Below are 20424 nucleotides of genomic sequence, written 5' to 3'. Positions count from 1 at the left end.
AGGAGGAACTACTGTATGAGTGAACTGAAATACAAATTGCTTGCATTGGATATGGATGGAACATTGCTTAACGATAATCATGAAATTACGCAGGAGACCGCCAAGTGGATACAGATTGCCATTCGTCGGGGTGTGCATGTGTGCCTTTCCACGGGAAGAGCCGTATTCCACGCGATGCCTTATGCGGTCCAACTGGGACTGGAGACACCGATGGTTACCGTTAACGGTAGTGAGGTCTGGAAAGCACCGCATGATCTGCATATGCGTCATCTGATGGACCCGGCATTGATTCGCAAAATGCAGGAAATTGGAGAGAAATATAATAGCTGGTACTGGGCATACTCCGTGGAAGAGCTGTTCAATCGTGATCGCTGGACAGACAATATTGAAGGTCTGGAATGGTTGAAATTCGGCTTCAATACCGAAGTGGATGAAGTGCGTCACCAGATTATGATGGAACTGCAACAAATGGGTGGTCTGCAAATGACGAATTCTTCACCCGTTAATATTGAGATCAACCCTGCTGGCGTATCCAAAGCTAGTGGTGTAGCGGAAGTCTGCAAGCTGCTGGGCATCCAGATGTCCGAAGTTGTTGCTGTCGGAGACAGTCTGAACGATCTGGCTGTCATTGAGGCGGTAGGTCTTGGTGTAGCGATGGGCAATGCGCAAGAGCAAGTGAAGGAAGCGGCTGATCTGATCGTAGCGAGTAACAATGACGACGGTATCGTCGAAGTGATCCGTGAACATATTTTGAAGGGGGAGTAACCTTTGCTCGCAACCATTGCCTGGATTTTAATTGTGCTGCTGTTTGCAGTGGGAATGGCTGGAACGGTATATCCCATACTGCCTGGTGCTGTAGCGATTTTCTTTGCATTTCTGGTCTACGGCTGGTTCTTCAGCTTTGATCCGTTCGGCGTGTGGTTCTGGATCATCCAGATTCTGATTGTTGTCGTGTTGTTCGTGGCTGATTATGTCGTCAGCGCTTGGGGCGTGAAGAAGTTCGGTGGCTCCAAGTTATCGACCACGCTGAGTACCATTGGTGTTATCATTGGGCCATTTGTCATTCCGGCATTCGGACTGGTGCTGGGACCATTTATCGGTGCTTTTATCGGGGAACTGATCGGAGGGTCTTCACCTTCCAAAGCTTCGAAAGTTGGTTTTGGTTCCGTGGTGGGACTATTTACGAGCACTGTGATGAAAATTATTTTGCAAATCGTCATGATTGTTCTCTTTATTATCTGGGTGGTAAGATTCGCCTAAACGTTCAGGATTAGCTTCAACGGGATGCATGTCCGGTGTGGAGGAAAGAAGGGGAATTGGTTTGTCTAAGAAGGAAACATTTATTAAGGGTACGCTCATTCTGGCGGCCGCTGCGCTGATCGCGAGAGTACTCGGATTGGTTCAGCGGGTGCCGCTGGAGCATATCCTCGGCGATATCGGTAACGCATCGTTTACGATCTCCAATACGGTATATTTAATGCTGTTAACTGTGGCAACGGCGGGAATACCGAGTACTCTGAGCAAAATGGTATCGGAACGCTATGCGCTCGGACGCGCGGGTGAAGCTCAACAAATCTACCGTGCAGCTCTGATCTTTGCAGCTGTCGCCGGGGTAGTTATGTCTGCTTTATTGTGGTTCGCGGCACCTTATTATGCCACCTATGTCTCCAAAGTACCGGAGTCAGTCAGCGCCATTCGCGCCTTGGCCCCAGCCTTGCTGCTCTTCCCGGCTATTGCGATGATGCGTGGATATTTCCAGGGACGCGGCAACATGACAGCAGGCGGTATTTCACAGATTGTGGAACAGTTTGCTCGTGTAGGTACAGCCATTATCGTGGCTTATGTCATGCTGCAATGGAATTATGATGATCAAACGATTGCTGCAGGTGCTTCATTTGGTGGGGTATTAGGAAGTGTTGGTGCTTTCGGTGTCATGCTGTACTTCACCTTGAAGCTGCGTCGTAGCGATCGTGCGGCGCAATTGAATTACGAGCGTGCAGAGCAATTGCCGATGCGAGGCATCTACAGTGATATCTTTAAGCTCTCTATTCCAATTGTGCTGTCTTCACTTGCGGTTCCAGCCATTAACTTTATCGATTCATCCCTTGTGGTTCCACTGCTTAGTGGCCAGATCGGGCTTGAAGAGGCGACAGGTGTACTTGCGATTCTCGGTGCCAAGGCCCAAAGTATTGCAGGTATTCCGCCAATTTTGGCTATCGCTTTAAGTCAGTCGTTGGTGCCTGTCATTTCAGCAGCATTTGCCCGCAAGGATGAAGCCCATCTGAAGAATCAGGTTACACTTGCGTTGCGCATTTCGATTCTGACAGGTATGCCGATTGTCATTGCACTGTGTGCGGCAGCGTATTCCGTCAACGGATTGCTGTTTACCAATCTGGATGGAACGCCGATCATTGCTTTGTTGACATTCGGTACCATTTTTCAGATTACGATGATGACCACCAACTCCATTTTACTTGGGGTAGGTAAACCGCGGATTACGATGGTGAGTGTGGCAGCAGGTGTTGTGATCAAGTTGGTCGCAAGTTTGATTCTGGCGCCTATCTTCGGTATTTACGGCATCATTATTGCAACAGCTCTCTGCTTCTTGGTGATCACGTACCTGAATCTGCGGGTCCTTCGCAAAATCGTTGATTTCTCCATTATGGGAGATCGCTGGAAAGGGTTTATCATTACAGTGCTGCTTGCAGCAGGTGTAGGATTTGCAGCGAACTGGATTGGCAATATGATCTTTGGATTGTTCCTGCCAGCGCGCGTATCCTTCTTGCTCACCTGCCTTGTGGTTGGAGTGCTTGTGGTGGTGGTGTATATGGTTCTCATGGTCGTGCTGCGTGTACTGCGCAAGGACGAGCTGGGCAGTTACCCCCGTATTCTGCAAAAAATTCTTCGTCCACTCATGCGTCTCCAACGTGGAGGCGTGCAAAGAGGATAACCTGGAAGGATATAATCATTTAAGCATCATTATTGTGCAAAATAAGATACAAGCTCTGTCTGCTGTTGAAGCGGACAGGGCTATTTGTATCGTTAAGACCAGCTGAGCGCCTGAGTTGGACATTAGGCAAATTATTAGGTAAGTAAACCTATACTAGCGGTGCATCGGGTTATCTACATCATGCGGCTTTGCCTGCTCCATATGATCTTCAACTTTAGTGTGTGATGGCTTTAACATCATGAGCCAGTGCTGTTTTCACCATGCCATATCGGTGTTCGTGACTCATCTCAAACAGCCATGGGCGGCGCGGTGCCGTCAGATAACCAAGACAATCCCGAGTCTGAAGCCAGTCCTGTCTGGTGATTGGCTCATAAGGCGTGTCTCCCCATACGGCGAGCAGTTCAGGACTATACAATCGTTGCCCTTTGGGTAGCCATTCTTCATCCAGTAGCTCCTGAGCATAAAGTGTATGATCACCCGCCTCGTCTTCATGATGGGTAAACAGGCCAGGCCAATATTCGGCACGTGAGCCACGATGGGGAACCGAACGTGCGAATTCCAACACTTGTGTGTGTACTTGCTCTACACCAAACAACAGGGCATACAGGCCTTTGCCAAACAGAATTCGCTCATCCAGCTTGCCAAAATGCTCAATGACCCGTCCTGCAAGCCCGGCTTCTCTTCCTAGAGGAAAGACGATATGATTCAGACCGGCCAGATTATGCAGATGGAATGCTGGTTTGGAAAGTACTTCTTTTTGAAAATAAGGATGCTGCACCACCCGGCTCTCGATATAGTTCTGCTCATTAATAATTAATGCCACACTTAGCAGTGAACTGCACCGTTCCAGCCAAAAGCGTTCCCAAAACGGCGTCATGAACGCCGATACGTGAAAGTGCGACAAGAGATGGAAACAGCTCCGCCCGATGCGGCGACTGTTCATATACAGCAAAAGCTGGGGATACGCATCCTGGAAAATGAGTGCATTGCATCGCTCCAGTAATCGATACATATGCTCACGATCGCTTTGATTCTGTAAATTATGCATTAGGTCACTCTGAAGATCTGTCATGTGATATCCGCCGTTGCGAGAGACCATATGAGCCAGTAGGGCCCAATGCAGTTCAGGATATTGCTCGTAACATTCCAGATAAGCAGCCGTGCGAGTGATGTTACTCCGATTATGCTCCTGGGTCAGCGTCTTGATTTCTTCCAGAATGATGCAATCTTCTTCACAGACGAGAGCACTTTGGACCTGGTCAGTGCGTGCAAAAGATTTGCCGCTGGCAGGTAACAAACGCTCCACCTCGGATTGCAGGGCGATAGCCGTATCAGTATCCCACTCGATGTCACGCAATGGATGCCGAAGCTGTGCCGAAGCTTGCCATGCTGCTTGTTTGCCACGCCAGATTTCCCGGGCAGCTCCCGGAATGGAACGGACAATCTGCAGTAGGGACCCGTGATGCTGTTCGCTGGAAGAATCGGTTCTGGTGGAAGTCATGTTGTGACATCCTTTCATGATGTTCTGGGTTTAATTTCACAGACGATGTGGTTTATTCTAAGTATGCGCTGATTATTTGACTTCCACTCCCCAATTTGCTTCACTTAGATTAAGACAAGGTACAGAAAGGAAGATGAACCCAATGGAATCAATTACATCCAAACCGGCATTTGATGTAGCCATTCAATCCCCACGTTTAACGATTGCCGTATTCAAGGCTGACTGGTGTGGTGACTGCAAATACATCGATCCGTTTATGCCTGAGGTTGAAGAGAAATATGCACGTGAACTGACTTTGATTGAGGTCGACGTGGATCAGGTTGGAACGGTTAGTGAAGAACAGAATATTCTTGGTATTCCAAGCTTTGTGGCGTATACAGATGGCCGCGAACTCGTACGTTACGTGAACAAGCTGCGCAAGTCGAGAGAAGAGATTGAGCAGTTCCTGGATCGTGCAGTTGAGGTGTACAACACGATCCATAAATGATGTTAAATAAGTTCAAATGATGAATAATTACACAGACACACAGACACTCCGATGACAGAATAACCTTCCGATCGCTGTTATCCTCGGAGATTGTTCATGTTATAAAAGGGTATACTAAACAGAACGCCATTTCTCTTGAAATAGGGAAATGGCGTTTGTGTGTTCAGGATTCTGTTTAAGACACAATTCAACTGGCATATCCCTCAATTATATAACTCCAATGACCTGTGGGTCATTATTTCACCAGACGTTAACATTTTGTCACAAAGCGCGACGTCAATGAACATTTTATCCGGTATAATGAGTTTAGTTGTGAAATAAGTGTCAAAGTACCGAAACAAGCGGAGAATATTCTTCGCCATCTTAAACCAACAGCGGGTGAGAAAAAATTGAAGCACTTAACTTTGTTTAAATGGTTAACCGTATTAACCTGTCTTGTCATGTTTCTGGCCACTTTTGGTGGAGGCATCGTAACCAAAACGGAATCGGGCCTTGGCTGCGGAACGGAATGGCCTTTATGTAACGGAAAACTCGTTCCGGCACATACTGTGGCTTCACTTATTGAATATTCCCACCGCGCTGTAAGCGCACTGGCTGGACTGTTGTCCATTGCCTCATTTGTTGCTTTTCTGCGGTTCGGCAAGTCACGCCGTGACCTGCAATTGTTTTCTTTCTTAACCTTGGTATTTGTTATCGTCCAGGGAATCATGGGGGCTTTTGCCGTCGTCTTCTCCCAATCTTCAGCAGTCATGGCACTGCATTTCGGCTTTGCGTTGATCGCTTTCGCCAGTTCCCTTATGATGGCGCTGGGCATAAGGCAGGAGGCCAAAGATGGCGGATTGGAGCGTCTGAATAAATACCCTCGGGTCACTAAAAAATTCAGGAATCTGGTCTGGTTCTCCACGGTCTATACGTATCTCGTTGTATACACAGGTGCATTTGTGAGCCACACGGATTCTGCAGGCGGATGTTCCGGATTCCCGCTCTGTAACGGGCAGATTATTCCTGAGCTTTCGGGTGGGGTGGCGGTTGCGTTTGCTCACCGTGCTGCTGCTGCATCGCTCGTAATTGTTATCGCCATTCTGGGTCACTTCGCTTACCGTAATCATCCGGATAACAAGGAGATGCGTACCCTTGGTGTGGTATCCGTTATTTTGATTTTGATGCAAGTGGTCATTGGTATTTTCATGATGGTGACGATGAGCCGTCCGGAAGTATACATGTTCGTAGCCCTTGCTCATATGCTGGATATCGCCATATTGTTCGGGGTTTTAACGTATATGAGTTTCTTAGTGTACAAGCTGCATCGCCCGGCTAATCGTTTCTAAATTTCGTTGAGGTTGGAACGACTCTTGGGCTAAATTTGAAAGTCCACCATCCAGTGATGTACATCATTGGACAGGTGGACTTTGTTTGATGTCAGGGGGATCAGGGCAACCTATCGCAAGCAGCAATTACACGTATACTCGGAATGCTTTAAGTATGATGGTGATGAATCCTTGTTGATGTGGAAAAGAGGAGGTTAGTTATGCTGCGAACGTTGCTGGGAGAAAAGCCGCGTATAAACGAAGGGTTATTGAAGAAAGCGATGGATTCTATGGCGCATACGCTTGAGCTGTTTCAGCGACAAATGCATGTGGACCATGATCCCACGCATGACTATCGGAAACTGTATGTGTGGACGCAGGGACTCATCTCCTCGCTGGATGAACTGGAGCAAAGCTGTTTCGCTGCTGCTCATTTTCGCAAAAAGGTCGTTGCAGGCTCTACGGACGATATGACGCAGGCCGAGAAAGCCGAGTATGCCCGATATGTTTATTTTTATAAAGATGGCTTCATCCGTTGTTTTGCCATTCTGGATAAAGTCGGCACCGTATTAAATGAAATATTCGAACTGAATACCTCAAATACAAAAGCACATTTTTCTTATTTTACCGTGTTAAGGCAGTTTGATTATGCGACGCAGCATCATGACCTTGCCTTGCGATTGATTCAGATCAAGGATTCATATTGTGAACCGATGAGCAAGCTGCGCAAACGACGTAACATGGAAATTCATTACATGAACTCTGAAATGCATGATGATTTGTGGCAGTTACACCAGACGTTGCAAGGGAAAGTGAAGTTGGAGGATCTGGATCAGCATGTGCATGAAATGCGTCAGGGCGTGGACATGGTATGTGAAACGTTAAGTACTTCATACGGCTATATTAATCAGATATGGCTTAAGCAAGGTAAGAAACGTTAACGCAGTAAATAAAATGAAATAATTCCCTTTGACAAATCGGAATACTTGGATTATACTGAGTTTCAGATCGAATGGTACATGAGTATCTTTTTTTTTACAGAAGTTTCTGAACTTTCGAACAGTATATAACATGAACTACATGAACTTATAGAATCTTACAACCTCATATTTCTTATCGAGAGCGGCGGAGGGACAGGCCCGATGAAGCCCGGCAACCGATTTATAATGAATGACACATGTGTCATTCGTTATAGATGTTAGGTGCTAATTCCTACAAAATGGTGCAAGACACGATTTTGGCAGATGAGAAGGTAAATTCACGTGAAGAGCCGTCTTTGTATCTGCAAAGGGGCTCTTCTTTTTTTTGTACGTAAAGGGGAGTTTTCCTTTCTTTCGGGTAAAGATACATGTAGGTGGTAGGAAGGGGCAAGTGCTATTGATTGAATTAAAAGGATTAACTAAGACGTATGGTAAAGGGGCAAAAGCCACAACAGCGTTATCCAATCTGGATTTAAGCATCCGCAAGGGTGAAATTTATGGCGTCATTGGCCATTCCGGAGCGGGCAAAAGTACACTGATTCGCTGTATTAATTTGTTGGAACGTCCAACGGAAGGTGAAGTATGGGTCGACGGGATCAACCTGACTGACCTGAGTAAAACTGAATTACAGCAACAGAGACGCAAGATTGGCATGATTTTTCAACACTTTAATCTGCTATCCTCGGCAACGGTATATGACAATGTGGCTTTTCCACTAAAACTTGTGAATACACCCAAGGAAGCCATTGATCGCAAAGTGAAGGAAATGCTTACTCTGGTTGGCCTGGAGCACCATAGCAGTAAATATCCGGCTCAATTATCTGGTGGACAGAAACAACGTGTTGGGATTGCAAGAGCGCTTGCGAGTGATCCGAATGTACTTCTCTGTGATGAGGCTACTTCGGCACTTGATCCGCAGACGACGAATTCAATTCTGAAGTTATTGCTCGACATTAATGAAAAATACAACCTCACGATTGTGCTGATTACACATGAGATGCACGTCATCCAAAACATCTGCGACAAGGTTGCTGTTATTCATCAAGGTGGCATTGTGGAACAGGGTCCTGTAACAGAAGTATTCCTGAAGCCACAGCACGCCATTACGCGGGACTTCACGATGCGTGACCATGAAGCTGGACTTGCTCTGGAAGAGACCGCTCTGGCGAATGCAAGCGTTGAATTGCAAGCAGGTGCTGCTTCCAAACTTGTGAAGATATCCTTTCTGGGTAATAAAACGTATGAAGCGATTTTGTCCAGAACGGTACGTAAGACAGGTGTAGATTTTGCCATCCTGCAAGGTACGATCTCTACGATCAAACAGGTTCCTTATGGGCAACTGACCGTTCGGTTCGAGGGTGAGTCAGATGCGATTGAACGGACGATATCCGAATTAACCGCAGAGGGACTTGATGTGGAGGTGCTACGTTAGATGGATTTTTCAACCGTACGTTGGGAAGAGGTTGGTAAAGCTTCCATAGAGACACTGCAAATTTTGGGTGTATCAGGCTTGTTTACCGTTATCTTTGGTTTACCGCTCGGAGTTCTGCTGTTCATGACAGCCCGTTCTGCTTCGATTAAGTCAAGGGCAGTGTACACGATACTATCCCTGATTGTTAATATTTTGCGCTCAGTCCCATTCATCATATTGATTGTTGCTCTTATTCCATTCACTCGTATACTCGTCGGTACAGCTACGGGGGTGCTCGGCGTTATACCTCCTTTGGTGATTTCAGCAGCTCCTTATTTCGCTCGTTTGGTGGAGAACACACTGCGTGAAGTGGATCGAGGTGTCATTGAGGCGGCACAGGCGATGGGCGCATCGACCGGACAGATTGTAAGACGGGTGTTACTGCCTGAGGCGCTGCCTGGCCTGCTTGCTGGTATAACAATCACCATCGTTACGCTCGTCTCCTATACGGCGATGGCGGGCATGGTAGGTGGTGGAGGTCTGGGAACATTGGCAATTAACTATGGATACTTCCGTTATCAGAATGAAATCATGATCATATCCGTAGTGTCGATGATCATTCTAGTGCAAATTCTCCAGATGGCTGGAGATCGCTTGGTTACATTTTTCACCAGGAAATAACACATAGATAACATGATGGATGTGCAATAATGCGGATGCCACATGAAAAAAATGATTAGAGAAGGGGTTTTACACATGAAAAAATGGTCTATTGCTCTACTTAGTCTTATGTTGATTGCGGTTCTCGCAGCTTGCGGAAACAACAAGGACGCCGATAGCGGCGCAGACAATTCAGCAGGTGCACCACGTACAGTTGAATTGAAAGTTGGAGCTTCACCTACACCACACGCAGAGATTCTGGAAAGCATCAAGCCTGAACTGGAAGCACAAGGGATTCGTTTGCAAGTCGTTACGTTCAATGACTATGTTCAACCCAACCAGCAACTTGCTGATGAAAAATTGGATGCAAACTTCTTCCAGCACCAGCCTTACCTGGACACAGAGAATAAAGAACGTGGATTCAACCTCGTTGCTGTAACACCAGTTCATGTTGAGCCTTTTGGCGGGTACTCCAAAAAAATTAAGTCTTTGGATGAATTGGCAGATGGCGCAAAAGTAGCGATTCCGAATGACCCATCCAATGGTGGACGTGCACTGTTGTTGCTCGCGAAGGAAGGCATTATTACGCTGAAAGACAACACAAATATTACATCTACGATTCAAGATATCACAGCAAATCCGAAGAACCTGGATATCATTGAGCTGGATGCAGCCATGATGCCTCGTCAATTGGATGAAGCGGATCTGGTATTCATCAACGCTAACTATGCGCTTGAAGCGAACCTGAATCCGGCGAATGATGCTTTGCTGATCGAAGATCTGCAAGGTAACCCATACGCAAACATCCTCGTTTCCCGTGAGGACAACAAGGATGCAGATGCAATCCAAAAACTGGCTGCTGCTCTGCACTCCGAAGAAGTGAAAACATTCATCAAAGAACGTTATAAAGGTGCAGTTGAACCTGCAACTGAATAATTCACGATATGTATGATGTGATGTAAAGTTTGTAAGAAATAAGCCGTATGTCTCTCCAGAAGAGATATACGGCTTATTTTATGTTTCCTAGTCTGTACTGACGTGGGAATCAACAAGGGTCAGGGCTTATCTTGTTTATCCACGTTGGATGGATGCCCAGATTGGCGGTAATAGGATAATTCATTCTGATCAGCATACTGCTGCTCATCTGCTTCTTGCAGGTACGTCCTCTCGGAGGGAGAGAGTGTTTCTTCTTCTCCGTGTGAGCTTTTGATCTTGTATCTGATCCACCCGATTAGCCCAAGAACGACAACCAGGATCAAGGCCCATCCTTTTTTGAGCAAAAGAAGAGCACTGAATTTGTGGGAAGCTGTGTATCCGATCCCGCCCATCAGAAGACTGTTGAGCCCTATGGTGGATGTTTTGTCAGTCGAAGCATTGTACTCCTCGTAGGTATATCCTGCATTAATGCTAAGTTGATTAAGGACCGTTTCCTCGAATGCCTGGCGGCTCTGTTGAAAGGTGTTCGTATCTGTAACCAGAATGGCTGTGATGTACCCTTCGCGTGTCAGGAGCTTTACATTGTAATTCACCATGGCTTGCTGATCAGCATTCTTGAAACCAAGGGAGTAGACCAACTGATGCTTGGTCTTATCATATGCCGGTTCGATTTCCCATCCTGTTATGTACGTTCTATATTCAGGATCAAGCTCTCTGTTGTCTTCTTCTGTGCCTCGGATATAACTGCTTAACAGTTCTTCAGCACTCAGGTTTTGATCGTCATCATGAATATGACCTGTCTTCACGTACTCGAACACGACATACCACGAGTCGAATTCGCTATGGCTGGTTAGGCTTCCGATTTCATTCCCGTTAGGCTTTCCACCACTGTTAAGTATCGAACGTTGGGTATTGGCCTTATCCAGATAGGAATGGCTCTCAGGAACTTCCAGGGTGGCCTTACCGTCCAGAGAGACAGATGCTGGTCCAGTAATCCAATCGTACTCATCAGGTGCCTGGTCAGTCTCATTTGCCGCTGATACCTGTAGGGCACTAGAGATTGTGAATAAACTCACCATCAAAAGTGTAAGAAACGATATCCATCTTTTGTTCTTCATGTTCATGTTGAGGTCCTTTCGGGTTATATCCTCGACAGTATCACAGGTGTCTGATTTCGATCAAGATATATTTGGAATTATAGGTGGATACTTCCTTAGAGATAACCGAGTTGTAGGAGGAGGATAAATCTTTTATACTGGATAGTGACTGCTCTTTGAAGAGGGGGATGAACGTGAAGGGAAAGGTTGCCCTCATAACGGGAAGTGCCAAAGGTCTTGGTAAAATGACGGCCCTCAGTCTGGCAGATCAGGGGTGTGATATTGCCCTCAACTATGTACACAGCAGAACAGAAGCTGAGGCTTTAAGGGCTCAGATTACAGCCAAGGGTGTGCGGTGCATTGCCATCCAGGCTGATATATCCAAGGTGCAAGATATTGCTTCATTGGTTGAACAGGTGGAAGACAAGCTGGGCAGCATTGATATTTTGGTAAATAACGCGGGGCCATTTGTCCGTGAACGTCGATTATTTGCGGATTATGCTGAAGATGAGGTGCAGATGCTTGTACAGGGTAATCTGTTGGGACCCATGTTACTGGATCAACGTGTGTTGCCGGAGATGAGACGCAAGCAGTGGGGGCGCATCATCCATTTTGGCTTCAGTCATGCCGGAGAAGCGAGATCCTGGCCCCACCGCGCAGTGTATGCGGCTGCCAAGGTTGGTCTGGTATCTTTTACGAAGACACTCGCGGTTGAAGAAGCTCCTTTTGGAATTACGGTTAACATGGTATGTCCCGGAGATATTCGCGGTGCCAACAAGGAAAAAACGATTGATGAGATGGCAGGCATCACCGACGAGGAAACGCCAAGAGGACGACCCGGTAGCGGTGAAGATATTGCACGAGTCATTACGTATCTGTGCCTTGATCATTCTGATTTTATAACAGGCAACATTATGGATGTATCTGGAGGACTTGATCCGATTCGTCCAACCATACAGCGCGAGGATACTTAGGGTGAAATGAAGGACGTACGTGGAAAACTGGTCAAGGTGACAGTGAGAAATGGACTCTCTGCATATGCACACAAAAAAAGAGCCCTCCGCTTCATGCGAAGCGAAAGGCTCTTGAGGTTTATTTCGTGAAGGATTGATTAGAATACTTGTACGACTTCTTGTACACCCTCAACTTCTTCGAGAAGGGCGCGTTCAATCCCGGCTTTTAAGGTAATGGTGGAGCTTGGGCAACTGCCGCAGGCACCGACCAGTTTCAGCTTAATGATGCCGTCCTCCACGTCGACCAGTTCCACGTCACCGCCATCGCGTTGCAGGAACGGACGAAGTTTATCAAGAACATCAGATACCTCATCATACATGGTGTCTTGTGCGTTTTCGCTCATATTTTTCAACTCCTTTCCTCACTATATTATATTACAATTGGCCATAAATTAAAATGGTCAAACAAAGCAGGTGAACCTACATGAGACCGATTATTGAATTTTGTGCCAATAATATGCATTTTGGCACAGATGAAGTCATGGATCAACTTGAAGAAAATCCAGACTATGACGTGATTGAATACGGCTGCCTTACCAACTGTGGCCAATGTTATATGACTCCTTTTGCACTGGTGAATGGCGAAGTTGTCATCACAGACAAAGTGGAGGATCTATATAACGCCATTCTGGCCAAAATTGCCGAAGCCGATGCTTGGGACGAGCTCGATCTCGACTAACCGAGATGGCGCTTGGACATCCAGAGCACACCACTTTTCAAAATACGAGGTACACGTCCCATCATGGACGTTTTGCCCATCAGCCCAAACCCGGACTTCTTGCCGAGTGCACCTAGTGTGCCACGAAGCTTGAGTGGATGTGGATTGGGCTTTTCGCCTTTCCAGAGGGCATGCTGAATATGGGCGATCTGCTCACCCTGCACTTCGGCAGCTTGACCGCTAGGTGCATAAGGCACACTCGCACAGTCACCAACAACATATACATCGGTATATTCCGGGATTTGGTAGTATTCATTCAGGACGACACGACCTTGAGGGTCTTTGGTCACGTCCAGATCCTGAACCACTTTTACGGGCTGAATGCCTGCAGTCCACACGACAGCATCCGTTAGAATCTGTTCATCCCGGTTATAGATGGCATTCGGTTCAACACGTGAAATGGCGATATGCCCGCGTGTCTCTACCTGATGTTCGTTGAACCATTCATGCACATAAACGGACAGACGTTGCGGGAAAGCAGATAATACACGCTCGCCACGATCCAGAATGCTGATGTTCAGATCGGGTCTGCTCTCACGAAGTTCGGCTGCCATCTCGACACCACTTAATCCCCCGCCCACGATATGCACATTGCCATAGGCTTTGACTTCATTAAGACGCAAGTAAGTCTCGCGTGTTTTGCTAAAGCTCTGAATGGTACAGCTATAGTCTTCTGCGCCTGGTGTGTTGTGGAAACGGTCTGTACAACCAAGTCCAATGACAAGCTTGTCGTACACTAGCGGGTCTTGGCCTTCAAATTCAATCTGACGCTGTTCCAGGTCGATCGAAGTAACTTCTCCATAACGGTAAGTGACTTTATCGCTCACGGGAAATTGGATACGCAGGTCATAATCGGATACGGTGCCTGCTGCGAGTGCGTAATATTCTGTCTTTAATCCTTGGAAGGGGCTGCGGTCCACCAAAATAATTTGTGTATCGGATGGAATTTTACCTTCCAGAAGTTCCTTGATGATGGTGAGGCCGCCATAGCCGCCTCCAAGAATGACGAAATTTTTCATGACTCGGCTTCCTTTCTGCATCAGTCCCACTGAAATGGGGCTGTAACCTGTGGAGCAGCTATGCAATAACATAGCTGCTCCTTTTGTTTGGATTTGAATTATTGAAAAATAGACATTGAAAATTGAAGATATAAATCAGCAGTTTGCACCACTCGAATTCAAACGTCTCCCTATAATGAAAGTAGCGTCCTGGAGTGATGCTGGTGCAATATAGTTATAGATGGTGTTAATTTACTATTCGTACACTTCAATTTCATTGTAGAACGTATCACGTTCTACCGGAATACGTCCTGCACCTTTAATTAGCCAAATGAGCTCTTTACGGGTGAGGCCTTCAGGCGTTAGTGCACCTGCTGCATGACTAATTCGTTCGCGAACGATCGTGCCATGTGCATCCGAAGCACCGAATCCAAGGGCGACTTGAGCCAGTTGAGGACCGATGTTGATAAAGTAGGCTTTGATATGATCGATGTTATCCAGCATCAAACGGCTGATCGCAATTGTTTTGAGATCCTCATAGGCCGAGTTACGACGCATAATGCTCGCGTTTTTACTTTTTGGCTGCATGGAAAGAGGGATAAAGACCATGAATCCGTTGGTCTCGTCTTGCAATTCACGAATCTGCGCCATATGGTTAACGCGGTCCTCATAGGATTCGATCGATCCATACAACATCGTAGTATGCGTACGCATGCCCAGGTTATGAGCTGTGCGGTGCACCTCAAGATAACGATCCACGTTCGCTTTGTCTACACGCATTTTTTTGCGATATTCATCCGACAAAATCTCAGCGCCGCCGCCAGTCAATGTTTTCAGACCTGCTTTTTGCAACTCCTGTAGAACTTCCTTAATACTGAGTCCGCTGATGCGAGTGAAAAAATCAATCTCGGCTGCCGTGTAGGCTTTCAGCGTAACATCCGGATATTTCTCGTTTAAAGCACGCAGGGAATCGACATAATACTGAAAAGGAACATGGTTATTATGTCCGCCTACAATATGGAACTCTCTTACGCCTGGATGAATATGCTGTTCCACATAATCGATCATTTCCTGACCGGACAATGTGTAAGAGCCATCTTCACCCTGGTCTTTGCGGAAATTACAAAAAGCGCAGCGAGCTTCGCATACGTTCGTAAAATAAAGACTCATGTTTTCGATGAAATACACTTTCTTACCATTCTTCCGCAGGTTGGCCTCATTGGCCAACTGGCCCAAAGTCAGCAGATCATCTGTTTCATACAGATATACGCCGTCTTCTACGCTCAGCCTTACGCCGTTCTGCACTTTCTCAACGATTTCAGCCATTCTTTTGTCTGTGAACGGTGTTACCAATGTAGACATACTGTTTCCTCCTGTTCTTAACCGGAATTGAGTTGTGTGTAGAATCTGCATACAGAACTACATAGCAAAGATGCGGTCATCTGCCGCTTTCTTATTGGACTAACTCTTATTTACCCGGTGCAGCGTGTGCTGCATATGAAAGCTAAATTTTTTCAAAAAATGGAGTCTGTTGACTCATATATGCATTGGGGACTGCGTTGCAGTCTCGAAATGTGAAAAAAATTACAACTCCAATTATGACCATCGTCTGAATAAGTCATGACAAAATATCGACATTTCAGTGCGACCACCTATTCATTATAAACCTCGTGTCGCGGGGGTTCAATACACTGGGAAGAAAAAGGAGTTCAGGGGGAACGCGGAAAGAGGCAAACATGACTTGAGACCCTTGACGGGGTGGAGTATAATTTAAAGAAGAGTTAATGAAAGGTAGTTCAAAAAGTCCGCTTTTGATTACGAAGGATGCCTAGCGGCATCTCAGCGTCGAATATGGGATTTAGTCGAAATAAGCGGGAGGCTTACGAAGTATGTTTCCTTTGGAAACATTGTAGTTGCTCACGTAGTTTTGCCTACGCCCCGCTACTCCATTTCTATCTTCATCCCATCTTCTTGGTACTGAAAAGCGCCCTTTTTGAACATGATTTTATATGAAAAAGGAGAGTGACCTGGCATGATTAACATCAGCGAAACGGCTGCTGACAGATTGAAAGAGATGCTTGCACAGCAAGAGACACCTGGTATGTTCCTCCGTCTTGGCGTAGCACCGGGCGGATGCACCGGATTTTCGTACGCCATGGGCTTTGACGATAAAGAGTCCGATGAGGACCTGTATATGGATATTCAGAACATGAAGGTTGTAGTCGAGAAGGAAAACCTGAAATACCTGAATGGACTTGAAATTGATTTTGAAGAGTCCGGCATGACGGGTGGGTTCACCATTCATAACCCGAACGCAGTAGCCACATGTGGCTGCGGATCTTCTTTCCGTACGAAGGAAGATGCGGGTGTGCCTGATAAGGATTGTTAGTCTGACGCGGGTTTGAGCGCATTCGGTAACGGATGACGGACGCAAGCCTGTAACGGTAGCCTTAACGGTGCAGATTGTGAATTGCGCAGGTATTTCGGTAGGTTAACAACCCCGGACGATGAACGTTATCAATCCTTGAAATTGCATTTCAGGGTTGTGAATCACGACCTCTATGACGTATTAGTTTCGTACTAATTACGTTATGGAGGTCTTTTTGTTATGGCGTTAACGAAACGAGAACGACGTGCCCCGGTCGGCGCGCGTGATGTAAAGTTGTTCCCGGAGCTTACATTAGAGCAAGCACTGGATTTTGTAACCAACGCGAAGAAAGTGGAGGGTTTACGCGAAAGCACCCTTAAGGATTACACGAAACATTACGGATACTTCGTGAAATGGCTTAATGAGTTTCATCCGGATATCACGTTGATTGAGCATATCGAGGTCAGCACTATTCGCGACCACATTTCGTATATGAAGTACGATCGAGTCCGATACGAAGGGCATAAGCACATACCAACGGAGGGGCAACGTATAGGTTTATCGGATACGACTATTAACATTCGTATACGTACACTAAAGGCGATCTTCAATCAGCTTGAGCGCGATGACTTAATCGAGTTTAACCCGATAAGCAAAGTGAAGTTGCTGCGCCAAGACGTAGACTTAACGAATTGTCTGACGGATGCTGAGATTATTGCCATCTTAGCACAACCGAATCGGAGGGACTTCGTCGGATTCCGCGATTATGTAGGTATTATGCTGATGCTCGATAGTGGCTGCCGCGTATCCGAAATGCTCGGTCTGCGTATTGGGGATATCGACTTTCAGACGCGGTTTATTACTTTATCCGGTGAGGCCAATAAAAACCGTAAGCCGCGCATGGTTCCGTTCTCCGCGGCAGTGGCGAAGTTACTTCTGCAGCTTATAGAGGAAAACAGACAGCACTTTACTACGGATCGGATATTCCTTTCATGCTTCGGTGACCCAGTATCGGCGAACCAATTTAATAAGAGGTTGAAGTATCACGGTGAGAAGGCGGGCGTTGAAGGGAAGAAGATGACCGCGCACGTATATCGGCATACATGGGCGCGAGCTATGGTCATTAACGGAGCTGATCCGTTTACTATTCAGAAGATGGGCGGATGGTCTGATATTCGCACCATGCGCAGATATATTCAGATGGATACGGAAGATGTTCGGCGTAGTCACGATCAATTCTCTCCTACGAGTAAATTTATTAAGAATCGAGCAGACAGATGAGAAAACGAGATCGGCTCAAAATCCGAATGTGGGAAGAATGTCTTAATGAGTTTCTTAACTGGAAACGAGTTCAGGGGTTGAGTAAACAAACGATCAAAGATTATCGGCAGAGCATGAATCTCTTTATGTCGCGCTATCCTACGGCTTGGGATTCTCCACATAATCTAAAATCGATGCTGTACGACCACCTCGCGCAACCGGAGATAGCGCCAGCAACGTACAATAGCCGTCTTGTGTATCTGCGTTCATTCCTGAGTTGGTGCGTAGAAAATAACTATGTTAGAGATAACCCCATTGCCAAGCTTAAAAAGCGTTATGAAGAAGGCCGCCGGGTTAGCGTTGATATTGAAGTTCTCCGCGAATTACTAAAGGTGCCGGACCGGTCAACATTCGTCGGCCTACGTGACTACGCGTTAATCTTATTGACGCTAGATACCGGTATTCGTCCATCGGAAGCCCTAGCGCTGTTACCGAGCAACTTCCGTCCCAAGGCTCGCGAGATCCACGTTACGGCATTAACGGCGAAGACGCGGCGGTCCCGCGATCTTCCGATATCTGACGCGACGATTAAGGCGATGAGCAGGCTAATACGTGCGCGGCCGCTGAGTTGGGCGGACAAGGTTCCGATATTTTGTACGAATGAAGGGAACGCGCTGAATCGTCATGTATGGGGGGACCGACTTGAGCGGCACAGCAAGAAGATTGGCGTCCACATTCGGCCCTATGATCTGCGGCATATTTACGCGCTGGAGTCGATCCGTAACGGCTCATCTACCTTCGCGGTACAAAAGACGCTAGGCCATACGACGATGGAGATGACTAAGCGATATGTTGCGTTGATTAACGATGACTTGAAGGTTGAACATGCGAAGACTTCACCGCTAAATAAGATCACGGACGAGGAACCGAAGAGGAAGAGGTTAACGAAGATTAACGTTGAGGAAGACGAAGAATGAAATTAGGCGCAGTTCTCGCGGGAGAGATTCCGTTGAGGACTGCATTTTTTTTGTCGTTTCTATATAGTAAAATTTTCCTGCACATAGTAGAATAGAACTACGAAATTACAGGAGAGAAGGTACATAATGGACGAATTAACTTCATCAGAAATCAAACCCAAGCCGCGACTTAACGTATTAGCTGCAATAGCATTGGGAATATCGGTTGTAGCCGTCTCTGCATCCATTTATTTATTTGTTCAGAATTCAGAATTAATAAACAAGACTAATCAGCTTTCCGAGAAAATTGCATCCCTTTCGGAGAAAAATGATGCATTACAAAAAGCTACAGATGCACAAACAGCTTTCAACACTGAGCAAGAAAGATACCGCAAACTTACATACTTAACGGCAATGGCCCACGACATCGAGGACGGAATTGTTACGGATGATTTCGTCGTAAACAAAGTTAGATTCAGTTGGGGATATGACGGTAACCTTAGCAATGTAGTAATTGATGTGGAAAACCAGCCTAGTCTGGCTCTCGCGTACAAAAGTAAAGGTGCTTATGAACTTTCTGATCGCGAGGTGCGCGCTAAATCTGACGGGATTATCAAAGCAGTAAAAGACTATTACGCTACGGCTTCGGACGGGCCAGCCTGGAACGATTCCACATTCGTACAGCTCACGGTTCAAAATTATAACATTGGTGAGTCGACGGGCGGGACGTTTAAGCTCGTAGGTGAGACGAAGTAATAGGCGTAGGAGGTTCCGCGCAGCACGATTCCGCAAGTAGACAGAAAAAGACGCAGCTTTGGAATAGACTGCGTCCCGGGTCTTGCGTGTGTTGGCGGTAAGGTTTATGATAATTACTGAGTAGTGATCGCGGTAGCAGCTCTTGGCGGGGAGGCTATCGCTTTTTTTGTGTCAGGGAAAGAAGACCAATAATAACTAATCCAAACTGCAACATGATCGTGAGGGCTTCGTATGTACTCATTTAAATCACCTCCCATCTCTATTCTAAAATTATACAGTAGATTCTATGTTGGTCAAATGTTCGCATAAAAAGGGGAACAAAATATGATAGCGATGCTTCTACTAACTCGTTGACACCTCCGTAGTATAAGTGGACTAGCATGTTTCTTTCAAAGTGCAAATTCGGCGATTTCGCTTATCAGAGCATTTTTACTACTACTCGCGAAATCCTTTAAATGTAGAAGTTTTTCCACGTATTGAATAAAAATTTATCCAACTTGTAGAAAAACTCCAACTTCGTAGGTATTTAGACCGGGCTTTCTAACTTTCGCGATAAAACAACGTACTCCGTATATCTCTCGAATACTCCCGTTCTCTTACAAATTCATTCCGGGAATTGTCCCGTTGATGAACGCGTAAAACCACAACGCTACGATAAGCGGCCATGCTATTACGATCATCCAAAACGTGTTAGGCGGAAACGGTAACGGAAACCACACGTATAGTACCGTCGCGAATATGAGTCCGAATAATACGTGCTGAACGTATAGGTTATCGAGTATCCGTCTGATCACGCGTTCACTCCTTCGATATTGACGCCGAGTAGCAGCAGGAAATTTGCACCAATTTGTCGAAGTACATACGCAACCCACAACGAAAGGACTACGCCTCATGCGAACTAATCCCCGCTTAATGCGACCGCTGACATCCGACATTCAACTATACGCCGCGCAAAGGGACCGGACGCCCATCGTTATATTTATCGGCGCGGAGCTCGTAGGAAGCGGTGTTTACGGAAATGAGCGT

The 20424-nt window shown here is 46.4% G+C and carries 21 protein-coding genes and 1 riboswitch; of the genes, 15 read left to right on the top strand and 6 right to left on the bottom strand.

Translation table 11 applies throughout. The features are described from left to right. Window positions 1-15: 15 nt before the first annotated feature. The 3 genes from PAHA3_RS28460 to PAHA3_RS28450 all read left to right on the top strand — a co-directional run bounded on the left by PAHA3_RS28460 (window position 16) and on the right by PAHA3_RS28450 (window position 2950). Window positions 16-765 carry a Cof-type HAD-IIB family hydrolase gene (locus tag PAHA3_RS28460; protein WP_062837987.1) on the top strand — a complete coding sequence of 250 codons (750 nt, stop codon included), beginning with the start codon at window positions 16-18 and terminating at the stop codon, window positions 763-765. A 54-nt stretch (window positions 766-819) separates the two neighbouring features. Continuing rightward, complete coding sequence (locus PAHA3_RS28455; protein ID WP_047841365.1) at window positions 820-1260, top strand: DUF456 domain-containing protein; 441 nt, start codon at window positions 820-822, stop codon at window positions 1258-1260. A gap of 61 nt (window positions 1261-1321) precedes the next feature. Next, window positions 1322-2950 (top strand): putative polysaccharide biosynthesis protein, encoded by a 1629-nt coding sequence (locus PAHA3_RS28450; protein ID WP_062837986.1) that lies wholly within the window; start codon window positions 1322-1324, stop codon window positions 2948-2950. A 214-nt stretch (window positions 2951-3164) separates the two neighbouring features. Here the strand turns inward: PAHA3_RS28450 and PAHA3_RS28445 are convergent, their stop codons facing one another. Then, a complete protein-coding gene (locus PAHA3_RS28445) occupies window positions 3165-4451 on the bottom strand; it encodes a DUF2515 family protein (protein WP_062837985.1) in 1287 nt (428 codons plus the stop codon). A gap of 142 nt (window positions 4452-4593) precedes the next feature. On the opposite strand from PAHA3_RS28445, the gene PAHA3_RS28440 reads away from it, so the two are divergent. From PAHA3_RS28440 to PAHA3_RS28415, 6 genes are all read left to right on the top strand, one after another. Continuing rightward, window positions 4594-4938: a thioredoxin family protein gene (locus tag PAHA3_RS28440; RefSeq protein ID WP_062837984.1), complete on the top strand. Its 345-nt coding sequence runs from the start codon at window positions 4594-4596 to the stop codon at window positions 4936-4938. 440 nt (window positions 4939-5378) lie between these two features. Continuing rightward, window positions 5379-6266 (top strand): COX15/CtaA family protein, encoded by an 888-nt coding sequence (locus PAHA3_RS28435; protein ID WP_235599597.1) that lies wholly within the window; start codon window positions 5379-5381, stop codon window positions 6264-6266. Between the two features lie 200 nt (window positions 6267-6466). Beyond that, window positions 6467-7186 carry a Cthe_2314 family HEPN domain-containing protein gene (locus tag PAHA3_RS28430; RefSeq protein ID WP_062837982.1) on the top strand — a complete coding sequence of 240 codons (720 nt, stop codon included), beginning with the start codon at window positions 6467-6469 and terminating at the stop codon, window positions 7184-7186. Window positions 7187-7355: 169 nt separating this feature from the next. Beyond that, a riboswitch (SAM riboswitch) is annotated at window positions 7356-7496 on the top strand. Window positions 7497-7622: 126 nt separating this feature from the next. Continuing rightward, window positions 7623-8657 carry a methionine ABC transporter ATP-binding protein gene (locus tag PAHA3_RS28425; protein ID WP_062838058.1) on the top strand — a complete coding sequence of 345 codons (1035 nt, stop codon included), beginning with the start codon at window positions 7623-7625 and terminating at the stop codon, window positions 8655-8657. Then, window positions 8658-9317: a methionine ABC transporter permease gene (locus PAHA3_RS28420; protein WP_062837981.1), complete on the top strand. Its 660-nt coding sequence runs from the start codon at window positions 8658-8660 to the stop codon at window positions 9315-9317. Between the two features lie 75 nt (window positions 9318-9392). Beyond that, the gene (locus PAHA3_RS28415; RefSeq protein WP_062837980.1) at window positions 9393-10232 is read left to right on the top strand and encodes a MetQ/NlpA family ABC transporter substrate-binding protein; all 840 of its coding nucleotides are present in this window, start codon (window positions 9393-9395) and stop codon (window positions 10230-10232) included. A 119-nt stretch (window positions 10233-10351) separates the two neighbouring features. Here PAHA3_RS28415 and PAHA3_RS28410 read toward each other — a convergent pair whose 3' ends face one another. After that, window positions 10352-11308 (bottom strand): DUF2167 domain-containing protein, encoded by a 957-nt coding sequence (locus PAHA3_RS28410; protein WP_167350964.1) that lies wholly within the window; start codon window positions 11306-11308, stop codon window positions 10352-10354. A gap of 215 nt (window positions 11309-11523) precedes the next feature. Between PAHA3_RS28410 and PAHA3_RS28405 the strand changes: the two genes are divergently transcribed. After that, the gene (locus PAHA3_RS28405; RefSeq protein WP_062837978.1) at window positions 11524-12303 is read left to right on the top strand and encodes an SDR family oxidoreductase; all 780 of its coding nucleotides are present in this window, start codon (window positions 11524-11526) and stop codon (window positions 12301-12303) included. A 137-nt stretch (window positions 12304-12440) separates the two neighbouring features. Here PAHA3_RS28405 and PAHA3_RS28400 read toward each other — a convergent pair whose 3' ends face one another. After that, window positions 12441-12686, bottom strand: a complete 246-nt coding sequence (locus tag PAHA3_RS28400) for a NifU family protein (RefSeq protein ID WP_062837977.1) — start codon at window positions 12684-12686, stop codon at window positions 12441-12443. Window positions 12687-12766: 80 nt separating this feature from the next. On the opposite strand from PAHA3_RS28400, the gene PAHA3_RS28395 reads away from it, so the two are divergent. Continuing rightward, complete coding sequence (locus tag PAHA3_RS28395) at window positions 12767-13021, top strand: YuzB family protein (protein WP_062837976.1); 255 nt, start codon at window positions 12767-12769, stop codon at window positions 13019-13021. On the opposite strand, the gene PAHA3_RS28390 is transcribed toward PAHA3_RS28395, so the two are convergent. After that, a complete protein-coding gene (locus PAHA3_RS28390; RefSeq protein WP_036673332.1) occupies window positions 13018-14079 on the bottom strand; it encodes an NAD(P)/FAD-dependent oxidoreductase in 1062 nt (353 codons plus the stop codon). The two genes, PAHA3_RS28395 and PAHA3_RS28390, sit on opposite strands and share 4 nt — an antisense overlap. Window positions 14080-14313: 234 nt before the next feature. After that, on the bottom strand, window positions 14314-15420 hold the full coding sequence (gene mqnE, locus PAHA3_RS28385) for an aminofutalosine synthase MqnE (protein WP_062837975.1): 1107 nt from the start codon (window positions 15418-15420) through the stop codon (window positions 14314-14316). A 670-nt stretch (window positions 15421-16090) separates the two neighbouring features. On the opposite strand from mqnE, the gene PAHA3_RS28380 reads away from it, so the two are divergent. The 4 genes from PAHA3_RS28380 (at window position 16091) to PAHA3_RS28365 (ending at window position 19398) form a co-directional block, all read left to right on the top strand. Next, complete coding sequence (locus PAHA3_RS28380) at window positions 16091-16447, top strand: HesB/IscA family protein (protein WP_062837974.1); 357 nt, start codon at window positions 16091-16093, stop codon at window positions 16445-16447. 219 nt (window positions 16448-16666) lie between these two features. Beyond that, window positions 16667-17707 carry a tyrosine-type recombinase/integrase gene (locus PAHA3_RS28375; RefSeq protein WP_062837973.1) on the top strand — a complete coding sequence of 347 codons (1041 nt, stop codon included), beginning with the start codon at window positions 16667-16669 and terminating at the stop codon, window positions 17705-17707. Beyond that, window positions 17704-18663, top strand: a complete 960-nt coding sequence (locus tag PAHA3_RS31050; RefSeq protein ID WP_062837972.1) for a tyrosine-type recombinase/integrase — start codon at window positions 17704-17706, stop codon at window positions 18661-18663. The genes PAHA3_RS28375 and PAHA3_RS31050 overlap by 4 nt, the downstream gene beginning before the upstream one ends. A 126-nt stretch (window positions 18664-18789) precedes the next feature. Then, a complete protein-coding gene (locus tag PAHA3_RS28365) occupies window positions 18790-19398 on the top strand; it encodes a hypothetical protein (protein WP_062837971.1) in 609 nt (202 codons plus the stop codon). Between the two features lie 154 nt (window positions 19399-19552). On the opposite strand, the gene PAHA3_RS31275 is transcribed toward PAHA3_RS28365, so the two are convergent. Beyond that, window positions 19553-19639 carry a putative holin-like toxin gene (locus tag PAHA3_RS31275; protein WP_371121677.1) on the bottom strand — a complete coding sequence of 29 codons (87 nt, stop codon included), beginning with the start codon at window positions 19637-19639 and terminating at the stop codon, window positions 19553-19555. Window positions 19640-20424 lie beyond the last annotated feature (785 nt).

Origin of the sequence: Paenibacillus amylolyticus, from assembly GCF_001570725.1 — a bacterium.
Lineage (GTDB): Bacteria > Bacillota > Bacilli > Paenibacillales > Paenibacillaceae > Paenibacillus > Paenibacillus amylolyticus_A.
This window is presented reverse-complemented; position numbering and strand designations above follow the sequence as displayed.

What these genes read in the sequence shown, in the direction of transcription:
- mqnE (WP_062837975.1), bottom strand. Translation starts at nt 15,420, where the DNA reads ATGTCTACATTGGTAACACCGTTCACAGACAAAAGAATGGCTGAAATC.
- PAHA3_RS31050 (WP_062837972.1), top strand. Translation starts at nt 17,704, where the DNA reads ATGAGAAAACGAGATCGGCTCAAAATCCGAATGTGGGAAGAATGTCTT.
- PAHA3_RS28460 (WP_062837987.1), top strand. Translation starts at nt 16, where the DNA reads ATGAGTGAACTGAAATACAAATTGCTTGCATTGGATATGGATGGAACA.
- PAHA3_RS28420 (WP_062837981.1), top strand. Translation starts at nt 8,658, where the DNA reads ATGGATTTTTCAACCGTACGTTGGGAAGAGGTTGGTAAAGCTTCCATA.
- PAHA3_RS28435 (WP_235599597.1), top strand. Translation starts at nt 5,379, where the DNA reads ATGTTTCTGGCCACTTTTGGTGGAGGCATCGTAACCAAAACGGAATCG.
- PAHA3_RS28455 (WP_047841365.1), top strand. Translation starts at nt 820, where the DNA reads ATGGCTGGAACGGTATATCCCATACTGCCTGGTGCTGTAGCGATTTTC.
- PAHA3_RS28395 (WP_062837976.1), top strand. Translation starts at nt 12,767, where the DNA reads ATGAGACCGATTATTGAATTTTGTGCCAATAATATGCATTTTGGCACA.
- PAHA3_RS28445 (WP_062837985.1), bottom strand. Translation starts at nt 4,451, where the DNA reads ATGACTTCCACCAGAACCGATTCTTCCAGCGAACAGCATCACGGGTCC.
- PAHA3_RS28375 (WP_062837973.1), top strand. Translation starts at nt 16,667, where the DNA reads ATGGCGTTAACGAAACGAGAACGACGTGCCCCGGTCGGCGCGCGTGAT.
- PAHA3_RS31275 (WP_371121677.1), bottom strand. Translation starts at nt 19,639, where the DNA reads ATGAGTACATACGAAGCCCTCACGATCATGTTGCAGTTTGGATTAGTT.
- PAHA3_RS28415 (WP_062837980.1), top strand. Translation starts at nt 9,393, where the DNA reads ATGAAAAAATGGTCTATTGCTCTACTTAGTCTTATGTTGATTGCGGTT.
- PAHA3_RS28380 (WP_062837974.1), top strand. Translation starts at nt 16,091, where the DNA reads ATGATTAACATCAGCGAAACGGCTGCTGACAGATTGAAAGAGATGCTT.
- PAHA3_RS28430 (WP_062837982.1), top strand. Translation starts at nt 6,467, where the DNA reads ATGCTGCGAACGTTGCTGGGAGAAAAGCCGCGTATAAACGAAGGGTTA.
- PAHA3_RS28390 (WP_036673332.1), bottom strand. Translation starts at nt 14,079, where the DNA reads ATGAAAAATTTCGTCATTCTTGGAGGCGGCTATGGCGGCCTCACCATC.
- PAHA3_RS28365 (WP_062837971.1), top strand. Translation starts at nt 18,790, where the DNA reads ATGGACGAATTAACTTCATCAGAAATCAAACCCAAGCCGCGACTTAAC.
- PAHA3_RS28400 (WP_062837977.1), bottom strand. Translation starts at nt 12,686, where the DNA reads ATGAGCGAAAACGCACAAGACACCATGTATGATGAGGTATCTGATGTT.
- PAHA3_RS28440 (WP_062837984.1), top strand. Translation starts at nt 4,594, where the DNA reads ATGGAATCAATTACATCCAAACCGGCATTTGATGTAGCCATTCAATCC.